Origin of the sequence: Flavobacterium orientale, from assembly GCF_014638005.1 — a bacterium.
GTDB classification, from domain to species: domain Bacteria; phylum Bacteroidota; class Bacteroidia; order Flavobacteriales; family Flavobacteriaceae; genus Flavobacterium; species Flavobacterium orientale.
In genome coordinates, this window is sequence record NZ_BMFG01000003.1 from 91803 (window position 1) to 106897 (window position 15095).

Below are 15095 nucleotides of genomic sequence, written 5' to 3' on the forward strand. Positions count from 1 at the left end.
AAGAAATGCCAACAAATAAAAAAACAAAAATTGTAGCCACCTTAGGTCCTGCATGTAGTACTAAAGAAGTCATTAAAAAAATGATTGATGCCGGAGTTAATGTTTTTAGAATTAATTTTTCTCATGCAGATTATGCTGATGTCAGCGAAAGAATAAAAATTATTCGCGAATTAAACGACGAATTTGGTTATACCACAGCCATTTTAGCCGATTTACAAGGTCCAAAACTTCGTGTAGGGGTTATGAAAGAAGATGTTGTGGTAAACAAAGGTGACATCATCACTTTTCAAACTGCAGAAGACATCCCCGGAACAGCCGAACGCGTTTATATGAATTATAAAGAATTTCCAAGAGATGTAAATCCGGGTGAAAAAATTCTTTTAGATGACGGTAAATTAATGTTTGAAGCCATTGAAACAAACGGAACCACAGAAGTAGTTTGTAGAGTTATTCAAGGTGGTCCGTTAAAATCAAAAAAAGGAGTAAACTTACCAAACACCAAAGTTTCTCTTCCGGCTTTGACTAAAAAAGACATAAAAGATGCCTTATTTGCTATAGAAAACAATGTAGATTGGATTGCACTATCGTTTGTGAGAACTTCAAAAGATTTAGAAGAGTTACAAGATTTAATTGCTAAACATTCCGATCATAAAATTCCGATTATTGCAAAAATTGAAAAACCGGAAGGTGTAGAAAATATTGATAAAATTGTTGCTTTTTGTGATGGATTAATGGTAGCTCGAGGTGATTTAGGAGTGGAAGTTCCCGCTGAAGAAGTGCCTTTAATTCAAAAGAAATTAATTCATAGAGCTAAAACTGCTCGAATTCCGGTAATTGTTGCCACACAAATGATGGAAACAATGATTACTAGCCTAACCCCAACAAGAGCAGAAGTAAACGACGTCGCTAATTCTGTAATGGATGGTGCTGATGCTGTGATGTTATCAGGTGAAACTTCTGTGGGTAGTTATCCGGTTGAAGTTATTGAAACCATGACTAAAATTATTACTTCTGTAGAAGACAGTCCGCTGATTCAAGTGCCACAAAACCCACCTCATGTTAGAACAAAACGATTTATAACCAAATCTATTTGTTATCATGCTGCGATTATGGCAAATGAAATCAAATCAAAAGCCATTTCAACACTTACCAACAGCGGTTATACTGCCTTTCAAATTTCAGCTTGGCGTCCGAGTGCTCATATATTAGTATTTACTTCAAACAAACGTATTTTAACACAGCTTAACTTGTTATGGGGTGTTCGTTCTTTTTACTATGACAAATTTGCCAGTACTGATGATACGGTTGAAGATGTGAACAGCATTGCCAAAGAAAAAGGTTTTGTTTTTAAAGGCGATATGGTTATAAATTTAGCTGCAATGCCAATTGCAGAAAAAGGAATGGTAAACACCTTACGTGTTTCTGAAATAGAGTAACATACATCATAAAAATAACTAACTCCAATTGAGATTTCTTAATTGGAGTTTTTTTTAAAACTCAAATTTTAATTGCACGACTACCGTTTTTTTTATTTCAGAATTCAAGTTGCTTATAGAAATCCCCAACAAACGAACGGATTCTTTTAATTTTTCTTGGTATAACAATTCCTTGGCCGTTTCTAAAAGAATGGATTTATCCGATATAAAATAGGGCAAGGTTTTACTACGAGTTTGCAATGAAAAATCAGAATATTTTATTTTTAAGGTTACCGTCTTTCCGGCTATTTTGTGTTTTTGCAAACGTCTGTCTAATTCTTTTGCAATATTTTCCAACCGTTCTTCCATAAATACTTCAGAAGACAAATTTTCGTTGAAAGTACGTTCCGCTCCAACTGATTTTGATATCCGATTGGGTTTCACCGGACTATTGTGAATGCCGCGAACAATGTAGTAATAATGCACGCCGCTTTTACCAAAGTGTTGTTCCAGAAAATCCAAACTTCGAAGTTTTAAATCCATACCGGTATAAATACCAAATTGATACATTCGTTCTGCTGTAACCTTTCCGATACCATAAAATTTTCGAATGTCTAAAGCTTCCAAAAATGTTGTTACCTCATCGGGATTAACGGTTTTTTGTCCGTTTGGTTTGTTGTAATCTGAAGCAATTTTAGCAACAAATTTATTTACAGAAATACCCGCAGAAGCGGTAAGACCAGTTTCATCAAAAATGCGTTTTCTAATTTCTTGAGCCAATAAAGTAGCACTAGGATTTCCTTTTTTATTTTGAGTTACGTCAAGATAAGCTTCGTCTAACGAAAGAGGCTCCACCAAATCAGTGTATTCATAAAATATCTTTCTGATTTTTTTTGATAGTTCGGTGTAACGTTCAAATCGAGGTCGTACAAAAACCAATTCGGGACACAATTTCTTTGCCTGAACGCCACTCATGGCACTTCTAACGCCAAATTTTCGGGCTTCATAACTGGCGGCAGAAATCACACCTCTTATTTCACTACCGCCAACAGCAAGTGGTTTCCCTTTTAATTCAGGAAAATCTTTTTGTTCCACAGAAGCATAAAAAGCATCCATGTCAATATGTATGATTTTTCTATTTAGAATTGGCAATTCCATTTCACAAATTTATAGTATCTTTCGCTTAGATTTTCAAACCACATGTTAGAAATAGAAAGAAAATTTTTGGTTACTTCTGAACAATTTAAAACAGAAGCTTTTCAGCAAAATAGAATTGTGCAAGGCTATTTAAGCTCCGTTCCTGAGCGAACAGTTCGGGTTAGAATAAAAGGACGAAACGGTTTTTTAACCATTAAAGGAAAAGGAAACGAATCCGGTATGAGTCGACTGGAATGGGAAAAAGAAATCTCACTTACAGAAGCAGAAGAACTATTACAACTTTGCGAAAAAGGGGTAATTGACAAGTTGCGTTATGAAATAAAAAAAGGCAATCACGTGTTTGAAGTTGATGTTTTTTCGGGTGATAACGAAGGACTAATCCTTGCAGAAATTGAATTAAAGTCTGAAACTGAATCATTTGAAAAACCCAATTGGTTAGGCGAAGAGGTAACCAATGACGAACGTTATTACAATGCTTATTTGAGTAAAAACCCTTATAAAAATTGGAAATGATGAAACTAATAAAACCTATTCTGATTATTGCTATACTACTGCTAGTATCTTGTGATAAAACCAATGTTTATGCCACTATTGACAACGACTTTAAGGATAATCGCTGGTTTAAATCATCAATAAGAACACTTAAACTTGAAGTTAAAAAAGAAGCATCATCCTATGATCTTTTCTTTGATTTTAGACATGTTCATGATTTTCAATTTTCTGAAATTCCGATTCAGTTTAGAATAGAAGATCCAAACGGAAAAGTAAGTGTTGAAAAAATCATGCTATCGATAAAAGATGAAAAAGGCAAAGACAGAGGTGAATGTATGGGAGACATTTGCGATTTAAGACAAGTTATTTTTAGTGAAAAAGAATTAATAAAAGGAGATTATACTATTAGCATTTCTCATCAATTTCAAGGTGAGTATCTTCCAAATGTGATTAGCATTGGATTGAGTTTAAAGGAAATTTTTAAATAAAAAATCAGAAAAAATGAATAAAATTCTACTTTTACTTTCGTCCCTTTTGCTGGTCTCTTGTATTAACGTAAAAATACAAAACACCAAAACCGACAGTCCAAAAAAGAAAGAAGTTGTAAAAACCAATCACGAAACCTTTTCTTATCAAGAAGGAGATTCAACTTATGTGATGCAGAAGTACTTTTTGGTTCTGTTGAAAAAAGGAAAAAACAGAAACCATTCAAAGGAAGAAGCTGCCGAAATTCAGAAACAACACATGGCTCACATTTCATGGTTAAATAAAATTGGAAAAATCAGTATAGCCGGACCATCTGAAAATCATGAAACCGTATCTGGATTTTTGCTTTTTAATACTGAAACTTTGAAAGAAGCAGATAGTTTAGCAAATCTAGATCCAGCAGTAAAAGCAGGCCGATTGGAAGTTGAAACGCTACCATGGTGGGCAGCAAAAGGCAGTAAATTGAAATAAGTTTATTCGTCGTCTGTAATAATTTCTTCTACAACTTCAATGGTAACTTTCATGGAACCATAACCATGATGTCTGGCAATTTCCCTAAACGCTTTTTTAGAAAGATCTATTTCTCTGCCTTTAGTAAACGGACCTCTGTCGTTTATAGTAACTAAAATAGATTTTCCGTTGGCTTCGTTTGTAACGCGAATTAAGGTCCCAAATGGAAGAGTTTTATGAGCGGCAGTATTTTTTTTGTTGTCAAAAATTTCTCCGTTTGCAGTTTTTCTTCCATTAAATTTGTCAGCATAATAGGATGCGTGAGCATTCTTTTTATACAATTTATAAAGTATGTTGCTTTCAATTTTGATACTGTCAATTGCTATTGAGTCATTTTTAATAGAATCTTTTTTAATAGAATCTATAGCGACTGAAAATGGAAAATAAGTTCCATTAAACTGATCTTGTTTTTTAAAACTACTTAATAGAATTACAAAGAAAATTCCAACACAAACAATTTGATAAATCTTATTCATAATAAACAATTAGAATTGGTTTTGATTTACAAAAGTTGTTCCAAAAACAAAAAAACCACGTAAAAACGTGGTTTAATGTATTATGCTAACCATGTGCTCCATGGAATTCTACTCAAAATTAGTAAAAGTCCCACACCATAGAAAAACAAAATTTTTCTGAATTTTGCAGTGCCTTCCATTTTCTTGTGTTTTGACCATCCTATTGTAATTAAAACAATTGCAATGATATTAATTAGCGGATGTTCGAGTGATGTTAAACGCAATGCTGCATTTTTCATTTCACCCAAAGCCGAAAAACCAAGAGGTGACACAAAATAAACCGCTAAACCTAATAACAATTGTATATGAGTAAAAATTAATGCAAACAAAGAGATTCGCAAATCTTTTGCTTCAAATTGCTTTTTACTGCTATATCCAATAAATGCATTGATAACTGCTATAAGTAGGACTGCAATTGCTAAATAAGCCCACCAAGAATGTAATTTTTGTAAAAGTTCGTACATATTTTTAAATTTATTTGAATAACAAATATAATGAAATAAAAATCCTCATCTATTCAAAGACTATTGGTTTTTATTTTTTAAGATAGAAATTCAATAAAAAATTTGTAGAAGAATCATGAGGTTTTACATTCCCCGAATTAATTTCATCCAAAATAGAATTAGCCAATTGTTTTCCTAATTCAACACCCCACTGATCATAGCTGAATATATTCCAAATTACACCTTGAACAAATATTTTGTGTTCATAAAGAGCAATTAATGCTCCTAAACTTTCAGGAGTGAGTTTTTGAATTAAAATAGTATTGGTTGGTCTGTTTCCTGAAAACACTTTGAAAGGCAATAAAAAGGCAGCTTTTTCTTCGGAAACGCCTTGTTTTGTAAATTCGGCTGAAACTTGTTCGGCAGATTTTCCGTTCAATAACGCTTCGGTTTGAGCAAAAAAGTTTGACATCAATTTGTCATGATGGTCTTTGTTGCCATGTAAAGAATGTACAAAACCTATGAAATCTGTTGGAATTAACTTTGTTCCTTGATGAATTAATTGAAAAAAAGCATGTTGTGAGTTGGTTCCAGGTTCTCCCCAAATAATAGTTCCGGTTTGATAATTTACAGGATTTCCATCTCTATCAATGCTTTTTCCATTGCTTTCCATTATCCCTTGTTGCAAATAAGAAGCAAACTTTTCAAGATATTGTGTGTAAGGAATCAAAGCTTCACTTTCTGCTCCAAAAAAATTATTATACCAAACACTCAATAATGCTAAAACTACCGGAATATTTTTATCAAAAGGTGTCGTTTTAAAATGGTCATCCATTTGATTGGCTCCTTTTAATAATTTTTGAAAATTATCAAATCCAACCGCTAAACTAATGGTTAAACCAACGGCACTCCATAACGAAAATCGTCCACCAACCCAATCCCACATTGGAAATATATTGTCCGGATGAATTCCAAATTCAGTAACTTTTTGAACATTAGTAGAAACGGCCACAAAGTGTTTAGCTACATCTTCTAATTTTGCTGATTGCAAAAACCAATTTCTAATGGTTTCAGAATTTGACAATGTTTCCTGCGTAGTAAATGTTTTAGAAACAATTACAAAAAGAGTAGTTTCGGGGTTTAATTTTTTTAATACTTCATTTACATGGTCGCCATCAACATTGGAAACAAAATGGACGTTTAAATGATTTTTATAATATTGAAGAGCTTCTACAACCATTACAGGTCCTAAATCAGAACCGCCAATTCCAATATTTACAATATCAGTAAACGGTTTACCTGAAAAGCCTGTTTTTTTACCCGTAACAATTTCATCTGTAAACAACTTCATTTTGTTTTTTACTGCTGAAATTTCGGGTAGAATATTTTTGCCGTCAACTTTAATTTCCTCATTACTATCTGCTCTCAAAGCAGTATGTAAAACGGCTCTATTTTCTGTTTGATTAATGATGTCGCCTGCAAAATATTTAGCAATAGCATCTTTTAAATTCACTTCTTCAGCTAATGCAAGTAAATGGTTTAATGTTTCCTGATTGATGTTGTTTTTTGAATAATCAACCAAAAAGTCATTCCATTGAATGTGAAATTTTTCGGCTCTTGAAGCATCTTCAGCAAACATGTCTTGCATGGAAGCATACTGCATTTCTTCAAAATGAGTTCTTAAATTTTGCCAAGCAACAGTTCCTGATGGATTCAAACTTTCTAGTGCCATAATTATTCTGAAGTTGAGTTAGTTGTAATTCTAATGTTTCTAAATCGCACATAAGCCACGCTATCCAGTTCTTTTTTCATAGGTGCCATCATGCTCATAAATCGAGGTTTGTGCTTGTCAGGCATCGGCTCTGTATTTGGTAATTTTTGTGAAAGTGGATCTACTTGTTCGCCATTTTTCCAAAAACGATAACAAACATGCGGGCCGGTTGCTAAACCTGTGCTACCAACTTTTCCTATTACTTCCCCTTGATTAACACGTTGACCTTTTCTGACAAGAATTTTTGACATGTGTAAATATTGTGTAGAATAGGTGCTGTTGTGCTTTACCTTAACATAATTTCCATTTCCGGCCGTGAATCCGGTTCGTTCCACGACTCCCGACGCAGTTGTCTTTATTGGAGTTCCGTGAGGAGCGGCATAATCAGTTCCTTTATGAGCTTTCCATTTCATTTGCACGGGATGAAAACGTTTAGGAGAAAACTTTGAGGATATTCTAAAATAATCTAACGGTGCTTTCAAAAACATGGTTTTTAATGCTTTTGCCTCATGATCATAATATTCAACTTTTTTGGCTAACGTATCTGTTTTAAAAGGAAAAGCATAAATCTGTTTTCCTTTATGTTCAAAAAACGAAGCTTCCATTTTTTCTACTCCAGCATAAATAGTATCATTTATAAACTTTTCATAAAAGGTAACAGCAAATTTATCTCCTTTTTGAATTTTAAAGAAATCGACAGAATAGGCATAAACTTCAGCTAAATTATGGGCTAATGATGGATCAACTCCTTCTCTGTTTAGTGTTTCAGAAAGTGACCCAATTATTTCTGAAGCAAAAGTTCTTCTTATAATTGTAACCGGTTTTTTATCTTTGAATGTTTTAATTCCGTTTCTTAAATCAACCACTTGATAATTGATGTTATCTTGTTGATAAACAAAAACTTGTAGTTGATGCGGTGGTGTTTTAGATTTTAAAAGCGTGATTGGTCTTCCAACACGAATGTTTTTAAGATTAAAAGAATCTTTTACTTTTTCCACTATTTCAAACGGACTAATTTCTCCAAGATGGTGTTTTTCAAGAATTTTACCAAACAAATCACCCGTTCTAATGGTGTCCTGTTCAACAAGAAAATCATTGTAAGTAAAGCCGAATTCAACAATAATTTTTTCCTTTATTTCGGGTTCAATTATCTTTGATTCTTCTTTTTTATTACATGAAATCAATAAAAATAAAACTACTATACTGCTAAAAAAATACTTCAATTTGATTGGTTTACAACATTAAACACTTTCTTTCTCTCCCCAGTTTTTCAACTCTTCTTCACTCCACAATTCTGGAAAAAAAATTCTTTTTTGGTATTTGGGTAACATGTATTTTTTCCAATCGCTTCCTCCTGTTGCTTCACCTGAGCCATAACCGCTATCAATGTATTTTTTTGCTGCATTAAAATGACCCATGACCCAAGTAATGTTTACGGTGTAATCAAAATGACGCATGGCATTTCTTAATTCTGTATTCTTTTGATCTTCAATAGGTAATTGTTTGAATTTTCGCCATAGGTTTATTGTATTGTATTCTTCCATAAAAGAAAGAAATTCCTTTTTATATTTTCGCTCAAATTCTTGAATTAAAAACGTTTTTCCTCCGGTTTGATAATCTTTACCGGCGGCTTGCCAATATAAATGTTCAAATGCATGTTCATAAGGCGTATTTCTATCGATTGAGCCTCTATAACGAGCGTCAATAAGGTTTATTAAATCTGTTGAAGCAAATTCAATTAATCGATATTGAGCACTTTGAAAACCACTTGCGGGAGTTAATGTGTTTCTGAATTTCATGTATTGTTCTACATCCATTCCTTCTTTCATAATATCGAAAGATGTAGTTAGCATATCAAAATAACGACTGATACGCATTAGTTTTTCTGTAAAAAGTGGTGTTGTTAATTCTTTAGCTTTAGAAATTTGTTCAATTTCCCACAAAATCATTTTAAAAATCAACTCATTAACCTGATGATACATGATAAATACCATTTCATCAGGCAATGTTGTTCGCTGTATTTGAAGGTTTAACAAAGCATCTGTTTGAACATAATCCCAATAAGTTATTGGTTTTGACCACAAAAGACCCTCTAAATGAGTTTCTGTTTTTTGGTTTATGGCTTGATATTTTTTTTCAATTTTATCAAGTAGTTCATCAGTGCTTGTTGTATTCATCATTATTTTGGTTTAATGGTAAAAGAGTGTTTCAACCCTCTAAACTTTTCTATATCTGCCTTTAAAGATCCAACAGCTAAATTAGCTTTGATTCTTATTGGTAATTTGTTCTCGTCATCAGAAATCCAAACTGTTAAACTTTCTTGTTCCTTAAAAACACGCCCTGCTTGAACATAAGGTCTGAAAACCATTGTTGGAACAACTCCAAATTTAGTTTTTATATCTTCTCGCCCGACAAATTTTAACTTAAACTTTGTTGTTTCATCATCAAAAAACATATCAATGTTTATTGACTCTCCCACTTTTAACTTATTAATGTTGGGATGATTTCTTAAATAATAAAACGAAGACAATATATCTTGTGTTTTGTCAGGTACTGAATATGTATTTTCTGTTTTCTTTTTGTGATCTTTAACTAATACTGTTTTATCACTATGATTAAAATAGCCTTCTTGGTTTTTTGTATAACCTCCCTCATCAATTTTTCTAATAAAATGGAACGGAACACCAGTAGCTTTATCAAAAAAACTTTGATAATCATCTTCTACTTTAAAAAACAATTTTGTCATGCCTGTGGTATATCCATAACCTTTGGCATGATATACTTTTTTGTTGTTTCTCACAACTTCTTTCACCTCCAACTCAGCATAGCCGGCATTGATCAAACCATAATGTATTCGAAATTGAAACCACTCTCCTGATTGAAACGCTTCTTTTGTTGCAATCGGAGCCTCTTGTTTAGTAAAACTTACAGTTACTAAAAACAAAATAATGAGAATACCCTTTTTCATTGTTAAGTTATTTTTTTAACTGTAATTACAATTTCTGTTCCAAAAGTAGTAAAAGTTGAAGGGAAGACAAAAACTAAGCTTTAAATATTGATTAAATCTACACATTTATAACATTAAAAGATGTTACAAGCCAAAAAAAACACAAACCCCAATCAATTTGACTGGGGTTTGTGCTATTAACTAACCAAAAAACTATAAATTATGAAAAAATATTTTCATAGCTAAATAAGGAAACCACCCCTTTGTTTTAGCGAGTGCAAAAGTAGCTATAAAATTGATTTATTTCAACAAAAAATCAACTTTAACTAATTATTTACATTTTAAAGCTTATTTGAGAAGTAAAAATTACATTATATTCAATAAATATATTGTTTTACAACGTTCCTCGCAAAGCTTGTTCTCTTTCGATTGACTCAAATAAGGCTTTAAAGTTACCTGCTCCAAATCCTCTGGCTCCCATTCGCTGAATAATTTCAAAGAAAAGCGTTGGTCTGTCTTCAACCGGTTTGGTAAAAATCTGTAACAAATAGCCTTCTTCGTCTGCATCAATCATGATTCCTAATTTTTGAAGTTCGTTGATATCTTCTTTAAATTTAGACATGTGGTCTTTTAAACGTTCCGGAATAGCGTCATAATAAGCTTGTGGTGGTGTACTTAAAAACTCTATACCTCTTTTTCGCATTTCGGCTACAGTTGTCAAAATATCATCGGTAGCTACGGCAATATGTTGCACACCCGGACCTTCATAAAAATCTAAATATTCTTCAATTTGTGATCTCTTTTTGCCTTCTGCCGGTTCATTTATTGGAAATTTGATTCTCCCGTTTCCATTACTCATCACTTTACTCATTAAAGCAGAATATTCGGTAGTAATTTGTTTGTCATCAAACGAAAGGAAATTTACAAATCCCATGACATCTTCATACCATTTTACCCAAACGTTCATTTCGTTCCAACCTACATTTCCTACCATGTGATCAACAAATTTCAATCCAACAGCAGTAGGGTTGTAATCTGATTTCCATTCTTTGTACCCGGGTAGAAAAATACCTTTATAATTTTTGCGTTCAACAAACATGTGAACGGTTTCGCCATAAGTATAAATTCCGGCACGTATTACTTCACCAAACTCATCTGTTTCAACTGTTGGTTCCATAAAAACTCTGGCTCCTCTTTTGGTTGTTTCCTCAAAAGATTTTCGGGCATCTTCTACCCACAGAGCAACAACTTTCACACCATCGCCATGTTTTTTCACATGTTCTCCAATTGGTGAATCGCTTTTTAATGCAGTTGTCAAAACCAATCTAATTTTATCTTGTTTCAATACATAAGAAGCTCTGTCTTTAACTCCGGTTTCTAACCCGGCATAAGCCAATGATTGAAAACCGAAAGCAGTTTTATAAAAATGAGCGGCTTGTTTGGCATTACCAACATAAAATTCAACATAATCTGTACCTAGCAAAGGAAGAAAATCCTGAGCTCCTTCAAATATTTTTTCCAGTCCGTATTCTACTGATTTTATCTCTTGTGACATACTTTTAATTTTTTAAATAGTTATAAATTATAACCAAGATTGATAATATTTTTCATCAGCGATTTTCATCGCTTCTTCTGTCACCATCAATGGTTTGAATGTATCAACCATAACGGCCAACTCTTTTGTTTCTGTTTTTCCAATACTTCTTTCATATGCTCCCGGGTGTGGTCCGTGAGGAATTCCGGCAGGATGTAATGAAATTTGCCCGGGTTTAACGTCATTTCTACTCATAAAATCACCATCTACATAATACAACACCTCATCACTATCAATATTACTGTGGTTGTATGGTGCGGGAATTGAAAGCGGATGATAATCATATAATCGCGGCACAAAAGAACAAACTACAAATGCATCTGTTTCAAAAGTTTGATGTACCGGCGGCGGTTGATGAATTCGTCCCGTAATGGGTTCAAAGTCGTGAATGGAGAACGCATACGGATAATTGTAACCATCATATCCCACAACATCAAAAGGATGCGAAGCATATACCATTTCAATTATTTCATCGCGTTTTTTTACTTTAATTATAAACTCACCTGTTTCATCATGAGTTTCTAATTTTTCGGGGCGTCGTAAATCGCGTTCACAAAAAGGAGAATGTTCTAACAACTGTCCGAACCAGTTTCGATATCTTTTTGGGGTATAAATTGGTCTTCTCGATTCCACAATAAACAACCTGTTGTCTTCAGTATCAAAATCTATTTTATAAATAATTCCTCTTGGCACAACAATATAATCGCCATATTTGAAATCTAAGTTTCCTAACAATGTTCGCAAAGTTCCTGATCCTTTATGAATGAAAATCATTTCGTCAGAATCGGTATTTTTATAAAAATAATCTTGTGTTTTATTTTGAGGAGAAGCTAATGTGATGTGACAATCGGTATTGGTCAAAACAATTTTTCGGCTCTCTAAATAATCTTTTTCAGGAGCCACATCAAAACCATACAAACGGTAAGATTGCATGTTATTTGGTTTCACCACTTTTGGAGCAACACTATATTGTCTTTTGATTTCTTTTACTTGCGTTGGACGATGAACATGATACATGTTAGAATACATTCCGTCAAACCCAACGGTTCCAAACAGTTGTTCGTAATATAATTCTCCGTTTGGTTTTCTGAATTGTATATGACGTTTAGGAGGTATATTCCCTAATTTATGATAAAAAGGCATAGTTTTAAATGAATTAATTAAACAATTATTAAATGCATTTGTTTAAAAAAAACAAACACATTACAGCAATATAAAGTTTATTTACTCATTCCGGATTTCTCTTGATGAGGAAATGAAGATGTTCTAATAAGCCTTGCCAAAAAACAGTCATACCAGCAATTGTTATTTATTATTGAGGTTTTTGCCAACGATGATTCCTATTCCGAAAGCGAGTAATAAACCTAAAATAATTACCATTAGAATTTTTTTTAAAATCTATACAAATATCGGAAAAAATATTGACTTGTTTGTAAAATTAAAACCAAAAGCCAAGACTAACCCATGTATAATGGTTTTTGGTTTCAGGAGACCAACTGTGTTTTAATTCGATTGGTCCAAAAATAGTTTCTAAACCATAACCAAAAGCATAGCCTGAATATCTTGGTTGTTTGTGCCAAATGTCTGTTTCAAATATATTTGTTCCCAAGTTAGCATAGTTTGCGGTAAAATTTACATGGTTTTTTTTGTAAATGTTATAATTCAAAGTAAATGCTGATTTTACATAACTATTCCCTTCTAAACTTAAAAAATCATAACCATAAAAATGTCTGAAATTGTTAATCATATAAAACCCATAACCGCCTAGAACAAAATTAAAAAACGGAACAGAACTTTCACCAACAGCAAAACCTCCTTCGGTTTGAATGCGAAGTGTAAAATCTTCATAGAAGGTTCTTGCAATTGCAACATCCGCTTTTACTATTGAAAATCTGTTAAATTGATTGGTGTAATCTGATGAATATAAAAAGGATTGAATGTCGCCACTAAAATACCAACCGCTTTTTGGAAAAAATTTATTGTCAAAAGAATCATATTTCATATTTCCAAAAACACTAAAATAATTACTTTTTTCAAGCAATGGAGTTGTGTTTTGTAATGTTTCAGATTCTATTCGTAATGATTTGTATTCAACACCACCAATAGCTAAAAATTTTTGAACAAAAACAGTTTGCACATAAAATTGATGAGTAAAATCTGAAAAATCTACATTAAAAGAATTTATTCCTAATTCATCCAACAACAAACCACTACTAAAATCGGACTTAATATTTCTATTAAACTGATTGAACCTTGATTTAAAACCGTAACTCAGGTAAAAACCATTATCAATATAATAATCTAAATAATATCGTATGTTATCCCCTAAAACTACATCTGCTGAAAAGACATCGTTTTTTAACAACAATTTTTTGTGTGTATAATTTATTAAAACACCGCTTTTATAGAGTTGATCATAATGTATTCCAAACTTCAAAAACGTTTTTTGTTTGTTTTCATTTAAATTAAGATTTAACTTATTACCTTCTTCGCTTTGATCAATAGTATACGAAATTGAATTGAAGTTTTGAGTTGCATTCAAGTTCTCAATTCCTTGTTTCAAATCGGCATAAGTAATTTTTGTGTTTGGTTTAAACCTTAATTTTCCAATTAAATAAGAACGTGTATAGTTTTCGAGTTTTTCTGTATTTATTGAGCTTATATATAAACTATCCGATTCTCGAACCGTTACAACAGAAGGCAGCCTTTTAGAATTGGTTCCTAATGCTTTTAATTTTTCATAAACAGAGAACCCGGCTTCCTCTCCTTTTTTAATAATCTTATCACTTTGGTCAAATGAAATAACAGAAAAGTCACTCACCTCCGGCTTTATATAAATGTCTGTCATCTCACGATTCTTGTTCATCCTTTGAATCATTTGAAGGTTTGATATTTGTACCAATATTCGGGAAGCATCTTGCAATTGTTCCCTATCTTTTAAGTCATCTTGAACATCAACGCCAATGATAATATCGGCACCCATTTTTTTTAAATCTTCTATCGGATAGTTGTTAACAACTCCGCCATCAATTAAATATTTTCCATCAATTTCAATTGGCGAATACAACGTAGGAAATGCTCCACTTGCTAAAACAGCTTGTGATAAAAACCCTTTATTTAATAGCACTTCCTCTCCTGTTTCTACGTCAGTTGCAATACATAAAAAAGGAATTGGTAATTCATTAAAATCTCTAACATTATAAACATGATTCGTTAAACGAGTTATCATATTATAATTATACAATCCTTTTGACAAAGCCGCAGGAACGCCCAACTTGAAGTTTGAAAAAGGTAACATCACAGCATACCGTTCGTCATTTCCTTTTTCATAAAAATTCTTTGATTTTCTTGGAATAAAGTCTTGAATTATAGCATCATAATCGGAACTTTTAAAAATACTATCCAATTGATTTGCTGTATATCCTGAAGCATACAACCCTCCAACAATTGCTCCCATACTGGTTCCACCAATGTAGTCAATTTTAATTCCGGCTTCTTCAATTACTTTTAAAACGCCAATATGAGCCAATCCTTTTGCTCCACCACCACTCAACACCAATCCAATTTTTGGTTGTTGAATTGTATCTTGGGAAAATGAGGAAATTGGTAAAAGGTAAAAGGTAAAAGGTAAAAGGTAAAAGGCAAATGCTAATGGACGAAAAGAGGTATAAGAAACCGATTGAAAAAGCGTCATTTTATTCCATTTCAATTGAAACAAAATTGCCGCTATAAAATTCGAAAAGGCAGTTTCAATTCTTCCCAAA

The 15095-nt window shown here is 32.7% G+C and carries 14 protein-coding genes; 4 read left to right on the forward strand and 10 right to left on the reverse strand.

The annotated features are described in order from the left end of the window. The first annotated feature begins 5 nt into the window (after window positions 1-5). Window positions 6-1436 (forward strand): pyruvate kinase, encoded by a 1431-nt coding sequence (gene pyk, locus IEV15_RS05055; RefSeq protein ID WP_188361424.1) that lies wholly within the window; start codon window positions 6-8, stop codon window positions 1434-1436. Between the two features lie 54 nt (window positions 1437-1490). On the opposite strand, the gene dinB is transcribed toward pyk, so the two are convergent. Beyond that, window positions 1491-2573 (reverse strand): DNA polymerase IV, encoded by a 1083-nt coding sequence (gene dinB / locus IEV15_RS05060; RefSeq protein WP_188361425.1) that lies wholly within the window; start codon window positions 2571-2573, stop codon window positions 1491-1493. A gap of 42 nt (window positions 2574-2615) precedes the next feature. Between dinB and IEV15_RS05065 the strand changes: the two genes are divergently transcribed. From IEV15_RS05065 to IEV15_RS05075, 3 genes are read left to right on the forward strand one after another with little or no spacing between them, the layout of a single operon-like run. Next, window positions 2616-3086, forward strand: coding sequence for a CYTH domain-containing protein (locus IEV15_RS05065; protein ID WP_188361426.1), 471 nt, complete (start codon window positions 2616-2618; stop codon window positions 3084-3086). Next, window positions 3083-3553, forward strand: coding sequence for a gliding motility lipoprotein GldH family protein (locus IEV15_RS05070; protein WP_188361427.1), 471 nt, complete (start codon window positions 3083-3085; stop codon window positions 3551-3553). The genes IEV15_RS05065 and IEV15_RS05070 overlap by 4 nt, the downstream gene beginning before the upstream one ends. Before the next feature lie 13 nt (window positions 3554-3566). Next, window positions 3567-4022 (forward strand): YciI family protein, encoded by a 456-nt coding sequence (locus IEV15_RS05075; protein ID WP_188361428.1) that lies wholly within the window; start codon window positions 3567-3569, stop codon window positions 4020-4022. A 2-nt stretch (window positions 4023-4024) separates the two neighbouring features. Here the strand turns inward: IEV15_RS05075 and IEV15_RS05080 are convergent, their stop codons facing one another. The 9 genes from IEV15_RS05080 to IEV15_RS05120 all read right to left on the reverse strand — a co-directional run bounded on the left by IEV15_RS05080 (window position 4025) and on the right by IEV15_RS05120 (window position 15094). Next, window positions 4025-4537 carry a septal ring lytic transglycosylase RlpA family protein gene (locus tag IEV15_RS05080; protein ID WP_188361429.1) on the reverse strand — a complete coding sequence of 171 codons (513 nt, stop codon included), beginning with the start codon at window positions 4535-4537 and terminating at the stop codon, window positions 4025-4027. 80 nt (window positions 4538-4617) lie between these two features. Beyond that, window positions 4618-5040 (reverse strand): hypothetical protein, encoded by a 423-nt coding sequence (locus IEV15_RS05085; RefSeq protein ID WP_188361430.1) that lies wholly within the window; start codon window positions 5038-5040, stop codon window positions 4618-4620. Between the two features lie 70 nt (window positions 5041-5110). After that, window positions 5111-6751 carry a glucose-6-phosphate isomerase gene (gene pgi / locus IEV15_RS05090; protein WP_188361431.1) on the reverse strand — a complete coding sequence of 547 codons (1641 nt, stop codon included), beginning with the start codon at window positions 6749-6751 and terminating at the stop codon, window positions 5111-5113. A 2-nt stretch (window positions 6752-6753) separates the two neighbouring features. Then, on the reverse strand, window positions 6754-8013 hold the full coding sequence (locus IEV15_RS05095; RefSeq protein ID WP_188361432.1) for a M23 family metallopeptidase: 1260 nt from the start codon (window positions 8011-8013) through the stop codon (window positions 6754-6756). Window positions 8014-8031: 18 nt separating this feature from the next. Then, window positions 8032-8967 carry a tryptophan 2,3-dioxygenase family protein gene (locus tag IEV15_RS05100; protein WP_373282139.1) on the reverse strand — a complete coding sequence of 312 codons (936 nt, stop codon included), beginning with the start codon at window positions 8965-8967 and terminating at the stop codon, window positions 8032-8034. A gap of 2 nt (window positions 8968-8969) precedes the next feature. Next, entirely contained in the window at window positions 8970-9758 is a 789-nt protein-coding gene (locus IEV15_RS05105) for a DUF3108 domain-containing protein (protein WP_188361434.1), read from the reverse strand. A gap of 373 nt (window positions 9759-10131) precedes the next feature. Next, a complete protein-coding gene (gene hppD, locus IEV15_RS05110; RefSeq protein ID WP_188361435.1) occupies window positions 10132-11292 on the reverse strand; it encodes a 4-hydroxyphenylpyruvate dioxygenase in 1161 nt (386 codons plus the stop codon). A 27-nt stretch (window positions 11293-11319) separates the two neighbouring features. Continuing rightward, the gene (locus tag IEV15_RS05115) at window positions 11320-12474 is read right to left on the reverse strand and encodes a homogentisate 1,2-dioxygenase (RefSeq protein ID WP_188361436.1); all 1155 of its coding nucleotides are present in this window, start codon (window positions 12472-12474) and stop codon (window positions 11320-11322) included. 295 nt (window positions 12475-12769) lie between these two features. Continuing rightward, window positions 12770-15094 (reverse strand): patatin-like phospholipase family protein, encoded by a 2325-nt coding sequence (locus IEV15_RS05120; protein WP_308418832.1) that lies wholly within the window; start codon window positions 15092-15094, stop codon window positions 12770-12772. Between the last annotated feature and the right edge of the window lies 1 nt (window position 15095).

What these genes read in the sequence shown, in the direction of transcription:
- pyk (WP_188361424.1), top strand. Translation starts at nt 6, where the DNA reads ATGCCAACAAATAAAAAAACAAAAATTGTAGCCACCTTAGGTCCTGCA.
- dinB (WP_188361425.1), bottom strand. Translation starts at nt 2,573, where the DNA reads ATGGAATTGCCAATTCTAAATAGAAAAATCATACATATTGACATGGAT.
- IEV15_RS05065 (WP_188361426.1), top strand. Translation starts at nt 2,616, where the DNA reads ATGTTAGAAATAGAAAGAAAATTTTTGGTTACTTCTGAACAATTTAAA.
- IEV15_RS05070 (WP_188361427.1), top strand. Translation starts at nt 3,083, where the DNA reads ATGATGAAACTAATAAAACCTATTCTGATTATTGCTATACTACTGCTA.
- IEV15_RS05075 (WP_188361428.1), top strand. Translation starts at nt 3,567, where the DNA reads ATGAATAAAATTCTACTTTTACTTTCGTCCCTTTTGCTGGTCTCTTGT.
- IEV15_RS05080 (WP_188361429.1), bottom strand. Translation starts at nt 4,537, where the DNA reads ATGAATAAGATTTATCAAATTGTTTGTGTTGGAATTTTCTTTGTAATT.
- IEV15_RS05085 (WP_188361430.1), bottom strand. Translation starts at nt 5,040, where the DNA reads ATGTACGAACTTTTACAAAAATTACATTCTTGGTGGGCTTATTTAGCA.
- pgi (WP_188361431.1), bottom strand. Translation starts at nt 6,751, where the DNA reads ATGGCACTAGAAAGTTTGAATCCATCAGGAACTGTTGCTTGGCAAAAT.
- IEV15_RS05100 (WP_373282139.1), bottom strand. Translation starts at nt 8,967, where the DNA reads ATGAATACAACAAGCACTGATGAACTACTTGATAAAATTGAAAAAAAA.
- IEV15_RS05105 (WP_188361434.1), bottom strand. Translation starts at nt 9,758, where the DNA reads ATGAAAAAGGGTATTCTCATTATTTTGTTTTTAGTAACTGTAAGTTTT.
- hppD (WP_188361435.1), bottom strand. Translation starts at nt 11,292, where the DNA reads ATGTCACAAGAGATAAAATCAGTAGAATACGGACTGGAAAAAATATTT.
- IEV15_RS05115 (WP_188361436.1), bottom strand. Translation starts at nt 12,474, where the DNA reads ATGCCTTTTTATCATAAATTAGGGAATATACCTCCTAAACGTCATATA.